This window comes from Finegoldia sp. P2-F-LR, from assembly GCF_052932265.1.
Map to the genome: position 1 here is coordinate 115603 of NZ_JBRFJF010000007.1, position 9266 is coordinate 124868.

Annotated in this window: 9 protein-coding genes; 1 reads left to right on the plus strand and 8 read right to left on the minus strand. The window is 34.5% G+C overall.

Going from position 1 to position 9266, the window contains the following annotated elements:
* Positions 1–168: 168 nt before the first annotated feature.
* From ACU68W_RS05715 to ACU68W_RS05750, 8 genes are all read right to left on the minus strand, one after another.
* Positions 169–1668 carry a cell wall-binding repeat-containing protein gene (locus tag ACU68W_RS05715; protein ID WP_446756268.1) on the minus strand — a complete coding sequence of 500 codons (1500 nt, stop codon included), beginning with the start codon at positions 1666–1668 and terminating at the stop codon, positions 169–171.
* A 16-nt stretch (positions 1669–1684) separates the two neighbouring features.
* Positions 1685–2224, minus strand: coding sequence for a cell wall-binding repeat-containing protein (locus tag ACU68W_RS05720; protein WP_446756261.1), 540 nt, complete (start codon positions 2222–2224; stop codon positions 1685–1687).
* 53 nt (positions 2225–2277) lie between these two features.
* On the minus strand, positions 2278–4113 hold the full coding sequence (locus ACU68W_RS05725) for an ABC transporter ATP-binding protein (RefSeq protein ID WP_446756262.1): 1836 nt from the start codon (positions 4111–4113) through the stop codon (positions 2278–2280).
* Positions 4097–5899, minus strand: a complete 1803-nt coding sequence (locus tag ACU68W_RS05730; RefSeq protein ID WP_316511037.1) for an ABC transporter ATP-binding protein — start codon at positions 5897–5899, stop codon at positions 4097–4099. Before ACU68W_RS05730 ends, ACU68W_RS05725 begins: the two co-directional genes overlap by 17 nt.
* A gap of 79 nt (positions 5900–5978) precedes the next feature.
* Positions 5979–6644 (minus strand): sensor histidine kinase, encoded by a 666-nt coding sequence (locus tag ACU68W_RS05735; protein WP_316511038.1) that lies wholly within the window; start codon positions 6642–6644, stop codon positions 5979–5981.
* A 7-nt stretch (positions 6645–6651) separates the two neighbouring features.
* Positions 6652–7347 carry a LytR/AlgR family response regulator transcription factor gene (locus tag ACU68W_RS05740; RefSeq protein WP_446756263.1) on the minus strand — a complete coding sequence of 232 codons (696 nt, stop codon included), beginning with the start codon at positions 7345–7347 and terminating at the stop codon, positions 6652–6654.
* 82 nt (positions 7348–7429) lie between these two features.
* Positions 7430–8293, minus strand: a complete 864-nt coding sequence (gene galU, locus ACU68W_RS05745) for a UTP--glucose-1-phosphate uridylyltransferase GalU (protein WP_446756264.1) — start codon at positions 8291–8293, stop codon at positions 7430–7432.
* A gap of 34 nt (positions 8294–8327) precedes the next feature.
* Positions 8328–8723, minus strand: coding sequence for a hypothetical protein (locus ACU68W_RS05750; RefSeq protein WP_446756265.1), 396 nt, complete (start codon positions 8721–8723; stop codon positions 8328–8330).
* Positions 8724–8888: 165 nt separating this feature from the next.
* Between ACU68W_RS05750 and ACU68W_RS05755 the strand changes: the two genes are divergently transcribed.
* Positions 8889–9266: helix-turn-helix domain-containing protein (locus ACU68W_RS05755; protein ID WP_446756266.1), on the plus strand; the 378-nt coding region annotated here is incomplete at its 3' end.

Sequence of the window (9266 nt, forward strand, 5' to 3'; positions counted from 1 at the left end):
TTCAAATCGAAAAAATCCGTCAAAAATTTGACCGAGTAAGCGAAGCGTGCTTCAAATTTTAGGATTTTAAGATTTAGAAATCAACAATTTCAGTAGTCTAGATATTCGTGCATGAAGTTTGCTATTACTATAAATAAAAAAATGGTCCCTATAAAAGAGACCATTCATCTATCTTACTACTACTGCCATTCTTCTTGACAAATAATTTTCAGATAATTCACTGTATGATTTTGTGATTTCGTTCGAGTACCAAGGATCTGCAATGTAGAATCTGTTTGTTTTTGGATTGTAGCCGTTGATACAAATTCCGTGGTTGTTTGCGAAAAATCTCTTTCCGTAAACATTAGTTGACCATCTTGGTTTTTCCCATCTTAATGTTCCGTAGTACATGATTGTGTTACCATTTTGAAGTTCCGCTATTATATCTCTCATATTTGAACCAGAAATATTTTCTGCTTTTCCATTTGCAAATCTGTTTGCAAAATTAGTCATTGGTTCTGGATTCATATATGTCGCCATAACTCTTGTGTGATAATAAGCATCCCAAACGTAAGGATTTCTTGAAAAACCTGTGTTATTATTGTTAGTGTTCATAGGAAGTTGATTCAAAAATTCGTTGTAAGTGTACTCTAACGCATAACCTTTTGCTTGTAATGCATGATACATTGCAGTAGGTTCGCAACCAATTGGGGCAGCTTTTTGTTTAATGCCACGTTGTGATTTTGGATTCATTTGGTTCATTATGTTTGGAACTGTAATGTGTGATATTCCGAAATCTTGTGGATTGTAGTATTTGAATCCTTCCGGTCTAATCCATCCTTTAATTCCATTGAATGACAAATTAACCCATTTATCTTCAACCTTAACAACCTTCAAAATCTTGTTAACTGCAACATCGATTACTTTTTTCGCTGTGTCTTTCATTTCAGTCAACAAAGAGATAGCTTTGTTGTTAACAACGTAATCTTTTAATTTGAATAGATTTCTATTAGTTTTGTAAACTTTGATTAAATCTTTCTTTAATAAAGCATTCTTAATATTTGTGTAGCAATCATCAGAAATTGATTTTTCGCCACCAAATACGTATGATTTTTCTTCTACATTCAAACCTTTCAAGTAATTTTCGTGAGTTTGAGTTTTGTTAGAAGAGTTTGCTTCTTTTTCCAATTGAATGTTATCTTTTGGAACTAAAACAATTGGAGCGTCAATTTTTTGGCTAACTGGAGCTGCTGCTAATGCATCTGCATACACTTCTCCTGTTGTAAATATAGCTTTTTTGGCGTTTGGATAAGCTACTTTGGATACTTCAACGCTTGTTTTGTATCTGTCATGACCCGCAATTCTTGTGGATTTCAAATTAAGAATGCTGTCGATTTCTGCTTTTACAGAATCGCTAATGCTGTTAGTTCCACCTACAATATAACTTTTTAAAATCTTTGTCTTATCGATTGATGATAAATACTCTTTGATTGATGTAGGTAGTACATTTTTTTGTACTAGAAGAATTGGAGATTTTGTTTTGTTTGCAAGTCCAACAGAACTCAAACTATCTGCATAATTTTCTCCACTAGCAAACACCAATGTGTCAGCGTTTTTCTTATTCTTTGCTAATTTTGCGTTGACAGCGTATCTGTCATGTCCGTCGATTCTTTCAACTTCGATTCCCATTTTTTTCAAAAATTCTTCAACATCTTTGCTGATTGTCTCTTTCGCCACCAATGATGTGAACTTTTTTGATGTTTCTGTTCTTAAGTTGTTCTCTAGTCTTTTCGTTTAGCTTTGAACCTTCAGTGTACAAAATCGGCATTTTACCGTCAGTGATGTTTCCAGAGCTTATCGCATCTGCAAACACTTCGCTTGATGTAAGTACAACTTCTTCTGCCTTGTCGAAAAACTTGTCGTGAATCTTATTTGCAGATTCAAATCTGTCATGTCCTTCGACTCTTTCAGCTACATTTTTGTCCGTAAGAACTTCCTTGTGTTGTTCTTTTTCCTCTTGTGGTTGTTCTTCCTTTTGGTTTTCTTTTTGGTTTTCTTTTTGGTTTTCTTTTTGATTAGACTTTTCTGTAGAATTTTCCTCTTGTTTTGTACTATTTTCAGGATTTAGTTGTGTGTCATTTACTTCAACTTTAGGTGAAATAATGTTTTCTTCTTCCGCATAACTAATTCCTGTAGTCATGGAAAATGCTAGTAAAAAAGCTATCAATAATTTCTTTTTATTCATACCTTCCTCCTCAATAAAAATTATACCACATATTGAGGAAATAAAATCATTTTTTATACATAAAATTCCGCCTGTGCATCCCACAATTTCTTGTACATTCCGTTCTTGCTTATTAAGCTGTCGTGATCTCCAGTTTCAGCAATTTCTCCTTTGTCGAACACGATAATTTTGTCGGAGAATTTGCAACTAGACAACCTGTGTGAGATAAAAATCGCCGTTCTATCTTTGATTATTTCGCCCAATTTCTCGTAAATTTCAGCTTCACTTATAGGGTCAAGACTCGCCGTCGGTTCATCCAAAATCAAGAACGGACTGTCTTGGTACAACGCTCTTGCAATGGCGATTTTTTGTTCTTGACCTTTGGAAACGCTGATTCCATTTTCGTCAATATCCTTGTACAGATAAGTGTCTAACCCTTTGTCCCACTTTTGAACATCTTCGTACATTCCGACATCTTTGAGCGATTGAACTACTTTTTCTTCGTCGTAATCCATTCCCGATGCGATATTTTGTGCCAATGGATATGCAAACAAATTAAAATCTTGGAACACAACTGAGAATATTTTCAAATATTCATCGTATCTGTATTTTTTGATGCTAATTCCATTCAACAAGATTTCCCCTTCAGTAACATCGTAAAATCTAATCAACAACTTCACAAAAGTAGTCTTGCCACAACCGTTTTGCCCTACAATTGCCAATTTTTTCCCAAGGTCGAATTTCAAATTGATATTTTTCAATACCCAATTGTCCGTTCCAGGATATTTGAAGCTGACATTTTTGAATTCAACTTCGTATTTTTTGTCGGATCTTTTTTCTGTAGTCAAACTTCCATTGTAAAATTCCGATTTTTTGTGCAAATAATCCATCGTAAGTTCTGCGTACGGAGTGTTACCTTTGTACAATGCAACTCCTTCCAAGAATTTCGACAAATTACTCGTAAAATTTATCAAACTTCCCAAATATTGACTAAGCATTCCGATTGAAATAGCTCCAAGCAACGATTTGGATACTACGACAAGATAAATCAACAAAACTTGTAATTTAGAGAAAAATTCGCTGAGTATTTTGTATGTGACACCTTCTGTCGACATAATTCTGTCAAAAACTCCACCAGGATTGAAAATCCCACATTCATTAAGCATATTAGATGCAATGTTATATTGACTATACATTCTAGTATCAAGCATTCTATATTGATCTCTCATCCTAGAACAATAAAATGTGAATACCCTGTTTCCAAATTTTCCTTCTTCATTTATTTTATGCCAAATTTCAAATTGTTTTCCGTTAATTTTCTGTGAAATCCACGATAAAAATACAACCACTACAATCAACAAAACATTTATCCAGACGCTATTCAGAAACGAAAAACTTTCTGGTGCATTCCAGCTTGTAATGAGAAATTGATACGACAACACCAAACTACCTATCATCGCCAATAAAGACTCCAATATCATATCGTATGCGTAAAGAACTCTTATAATTCCGAATTCACCGAAGTTTATGTTTTGTTCTATATTCGATTTTTCTCCAATAATTTCTGTGTCTTGGGATTGTTTGTAATCCAATTCATTGTATTTTTCGGATAAAATGTGGAAAAATATCTCGTATTTCTTGTCATTGTATGTGTTTTGGATTTTATTCGTCAAAGCAAGAATTATTTGAATGAAAAACACTGACAACAACGCAATTACTGCCCATTTACCTACAAATTGTACAGGCATCTTGTTGACGATTCCATCTATCATTCTAGCAGATGCGTAAATACTAATTAAAGGAAAAATTGCAGAGAATAAACAGTTAAGAGTGTAGTTGATGATAAGTTTTTTGTAATTTTTCCACAAAACACTCCAAGTATCTTTGAATAGTTTAAGATTCTTTTGCATTGTAGTCCTCCCTGTAATATTTCGCTTGAGTGTCGAACAAATACTTGTACGTTCCACCTTTTTCCATCAATTCCTCGTGAGTTCCACGCTCTTCAATTCCCTTATTTCCAATCAACAAAATGTAATCGCAAAATCTCGTCGAAGCCATTCTATGAGAAATAAAAATTGATGTGTGATTTTGGGTAAGTTCGTTGTATTTGTTGTACAAATCCCTCTCTGCCAATGGATCAAGAGCTGCAGTCGGCTCGTCCAATATCAAAAACTTCGAATTCTTGTACAAAGCTCTTGCAAGAAGTAGTTTTTGAGTTTCCCCACCAGATAAAACTGGAGAATCTTGGTAGATATATTTTTCAATCGTGTTGAATACACCTTTTGGAAATTCCTTAACCTTGTCATAGAGGCCTGCCAATTTCAACACTTCTTCCACGCCTTCCACATCATCTGTGGATTTTGATTGCGTTACATTCATGTATATTGTTTCCGGCAATATCGAATAATCTTGGAACACCGCAGAGAAAATCTCGTAATATTTTCTTCTGTTGAGTTCTCTTAAATCAATTCCATTGACAAGCACACGACCTTCTGTTGGATCCAAAAATCCTATCAAAAGTTTAATCAGCGTAGTTTTCCCCGATCCATTGAGTCCAACTACAGCGACCTTTTCTTGTGGGTTGACTTGGAAGTTCACATTCTTCAATACATATTCGTCACTACCTGGATATTTATATCCCACATTTTCGAATTTTATCGTAATATCCTCGTCGGGATTTAATTCGATTCCTCCATCCTTTTTGAACTTTTCTTCCAAATCCACAAACTCTCTTACAGTTGCGATGTCCTTCGCTTCCATAAAAAGCACACTGAGAAAATTGAACAATCTTTGAACATCATAGCCGAATTTTGTTTGTGCAGAAAAAGCCAACAAGAACATACTTGCATCGATCTTGCCATTGACTGCAAAATTTATCAAATAATAATATGTAACGGAATTTCTCAAAAGGTTGAACACGCAATCCAAGAAATCTGCCATCAACATTTTGTTGCCCATTTTGTTCAAGAAATCATCGTACAACACAAAAACGCTGTCGTAAATATCGTCCAGCCAATTTCCTAGGCCAAACATTCTGATATCTTTTGCGTATTCTTGACTGCTCACTGAATAAATGTAGTTGAATTCCTTCTCAAATTTAGCTTGTGTTTTCCTGTTATCGTACTTCCATTGTTTAAGTTTTTTGGAATACAGAAAACTAATCAAACTAGCGATAATCGACACCAAAATTATGAAAATAGGAAGCCTTGCAAGTAAAATCAAATACACACTCGTGCTGATTAATAAATACAAAACGTCTTTCATCGTAATCCAGATATGTTCCGTCGCTACATCATTTCCTTTTAGATTTGTGTTCGCCTTTTCTGATATATCCAACACATTTTTGTCCAAAGTCATCTCGTAATCCATCGACAAGAATTTTTCTATACATTGATTCATCAAAATACTTCTTATGTAGATTTTCTTGGACAATATTCTCAAATCCAACGACTCTTTTGTCGCAGAACAGATGAATATCAAAACCGCAAACACAACAACAGTAAGCATAATTGTTGTGAAATCTTGTGAGTTTTCAACCATTTTGATAATTTGTGGAGTAAAATACAACTGTAAAATATCAATCCCAGCAGTTGTGATAGCCATAATTATCAGAATGAAAATCAAACTTTTTTGGTTGTTCCACGCAAGATTGAACATAAATTTAATATTATCATTTGTAGAATAATTTTTCTTCATAACTACCTCCCAATAATATATTAACCGAAATACTCTCGTATTTACGTTTTAGGGATAAGCATATCAAAAACAGGGATGACTATATCAAAATCTCCGTCGTAAAAGCATTGTCCTCTGAATTTCTGTTGATGTAACCGTCGTATTTGTCGACGATTTCGTCGATACTGATAAGTCCCAGACCTCTGTTCTCGCCCTTTGTCGATTTGAAAATTCTGCCAAACTTCTCCTGTTTTTCGCTACTCGTCTTGTTAGTAAATGAAATATACAATTTATTGCCCTTCATATCCATATAAAGCCTGATAAATCTGTCCTCTTCTGGCAAATTTCTCACCGATTCAATCGCATTGTCAAACAAATTCCCAATAATCGTCGCCAAATCGATATCTTTTATATCCAAAATATTCGAAATCTTGCAGTCGGCGATGCATTTTATGTTTTCATTAGTCGCCATAGTTATCTTGGAATTCAAAATAGCATCCGCCATCCTATTTCCAGTCCTAATCACAGGTGCTATTGAATGCAAATTCTCATCCAAATTATCCAAGTAGTTCTTGATAGATTCCAAATCATTTTCAGCCACAAAAGAGCGTAAAGTTTGCAAGTGGTTTCTGTAATTGTGGCGAAATTTTCTGATATCACGGTACATATTCTCCACTTCTTGATAATGAGTGTTCAACAGTTGTTGTTGATATTCAAAAATATCTTTTTTCGAAAATAAAATCCTAATTTTACTCAAAAATTTCATATCTCACCTAATAAAACTCAATAATTTTTCTGTTAAGCTCGTTGAACTTCGCATTTGACAACAAAAATTTGCTATCATCCTCTAACAAAACATAATCCTTCTTCGTTTCTGCGATTTTTTCAATATTAATAATCTCCGAACGACTCACCTTGAAAAATCTGTCATCCAGCATATCCAATAGTTGTGTCAACGTCATCCTAACTCTGTAACTTTTATTTTGTGCGAAAATATCCACGTAATTTTTGTCCGAAATACAACTGAAGATATCCTTCAATAAAATCTTCGTATTAATCCCGTCGTTCTTCACTATAATGAACTTTTCCTTGTTGTTCATTTGATTAGTCGCCTTGTCCAAAAGCTCGAAAAGTTTCTCTTTTTTTATAGGCTTAATCAAGAAATTCAAAGCATTGACATCATATCCGTATCCGATATATTCTGGATAACCACTTATGAAAATAATCTGAATATCGGAATTTTTCTCGCGAATTCTCTTGGATAATTCCACGCCATTAATTTTTTTCATCTCAACATCCAACAATAAAATATCTATATAATCTCTCTCATCGTAATTGAATATAAAATTTTCCCCAGATGAAAAAAGCTTAGTCTTCAAATCGATTTTGTTGTTATTTGCCCATTCTTCGCAGTATTTCTTATACAAATTTCTTATATTTTCTTCGTCATCTACGATTGCAATATTCATAACACACCTCTGTATTATTTTATCACAATAAATTGTTTTCCATTAAAAAAAGCTACTGACAACTTGTGCCAATAGCTAATAATTATTTTTCTCGTAAAAACTCCAACAATTCGTCCTTTATTTTCTCATCATGAAGTGCAAAATCAACCGTAGCCTTCACAAACCCAAGCTTGTTACCTACATCATATCTCTTGCCGATGAAATCATACGCAATCATCTTGCGTTTTTCAGCTAACTTGTTCAAAGCATCAGTCAATTGAATTTCGTTATTCTTGCCAGGTTTTGTTTCGTGAAGAATTGGAAAAATATCTGGCGTTACAATGTATCTTCCAAGAATCGCCAAGTTAGTTGTAGCCTCTTCACGGCTTGGTTTTTCCACCAACGACTCAACCTCAGTAATTCTATCCGAAGTCTTCACACCATTCACAATCCCGTACTTGTCTACATCTTCCCACGAAACTTCTTGCACACCCAAAATCGGTGATTCTTTCTTTTCGTAAATATCAGCCATTTGTTTGATGCAAGGAAGTTCATCAGAAGTATTGTAAATAATATCATCACCCAACAAAATCGCAAAAGGCTCATCACCAACAAAACTTTCCGCGTATTTTATCGCATCTCCAAGACCGTTTTTCTTCTTCTGTCTAATAGTGTAGATGTTCGCCATCTTCGATAGCTCGTGAATTTCTCGTGATATCTCCGAAGACTTCTTGTTCAATTCGTATTCCAATTCGAAATTCACATCAAAATAATCCTCGATAGATCCCTTATCCTTGCTTATAATAATCAAAATATCCGTAATTCCAGAATCCACAACCTCCTTTACAATATGATGCAAAGTTGGTTTGTCGTAGATTGGAAGCATCTCCTTCGGAACAGATTTCGATGCAGGAAGCATCCTAGTACCAAAACCCGCCGCAGGAATAACCGCTTTTCTTACCTTCATTGTCACTCCTCGTGTTATAATTTTACGCCATAAATCATTTGTCTCTATTAATATTGTAACAAGAAATTGTGTTTTTTTCTATAAGGGGGGTGTGGGTGGGGGCAATATTGCAGGATTTTGAAGTTGCGTATGCTATCAAAAAGTGCAAAACCGATTTGCACACTCCCTCTTTTGATTCTTGCTGTGATAATTTCAAAAGCTTGTCCATGAAATAAAAGCAGATTACTGCATTTGCTAAGAATATCGTCTGGAGAAAATAATCAAAAATCCAAGCGAAATGACCCGTCAAAAATCTCACTCGTGCCAGCCGAAGGCGCACTTGAGATTTTAGGGGCATGAGCGTGAGGATTTTTTTATTTTTGTAAGCCAGATATTCGTGCAAATCAGTTTTCTGATTTACTACGAAGATATATAGTCTTGGCAATCTCATCTCCTTCTCCCCCGTTATAAAACTTACCTATTTTTTTATTCTAGCACCCCAATAAAAGCTCGTAACTAAGCGAGCCATCTGGAGAAAATTGCATCAAATTCCACCTCTCCATCGTTTTTGATATGTACCCTCTTTACTGGACAAACCAGTAAGGAGGGTATTTTTATGAAATATAGTTATGAATTTAAAAAAGAATGCGTACAGTTGTACAGAGAAGGAAGATGGGCGGATACACCTGAAGGAGTTAAAGAAAAGAGATTTCATGACACAATTAAAGAATGGTTTAAGTTAGAAGAAAAGCATGGTCCAGAAATTTTAAAACATGGAAATAATATCGAGTGGACAACTGATGAAAAGCTAGAAGTGGTAAGCAAAGTATTAGCTGGAAACACAATAGGTTCTGTAGCAATTGAAACAGGAATTAATCGTGGACAACTTTATTCATGGGTTAACAAGTATAAAATTTATGGATATAATGGTCTTGTAAATAAAAAGAAAGGTCGTAAACCTAAGAATACAACCATGAAAAAAACGAATATCCAT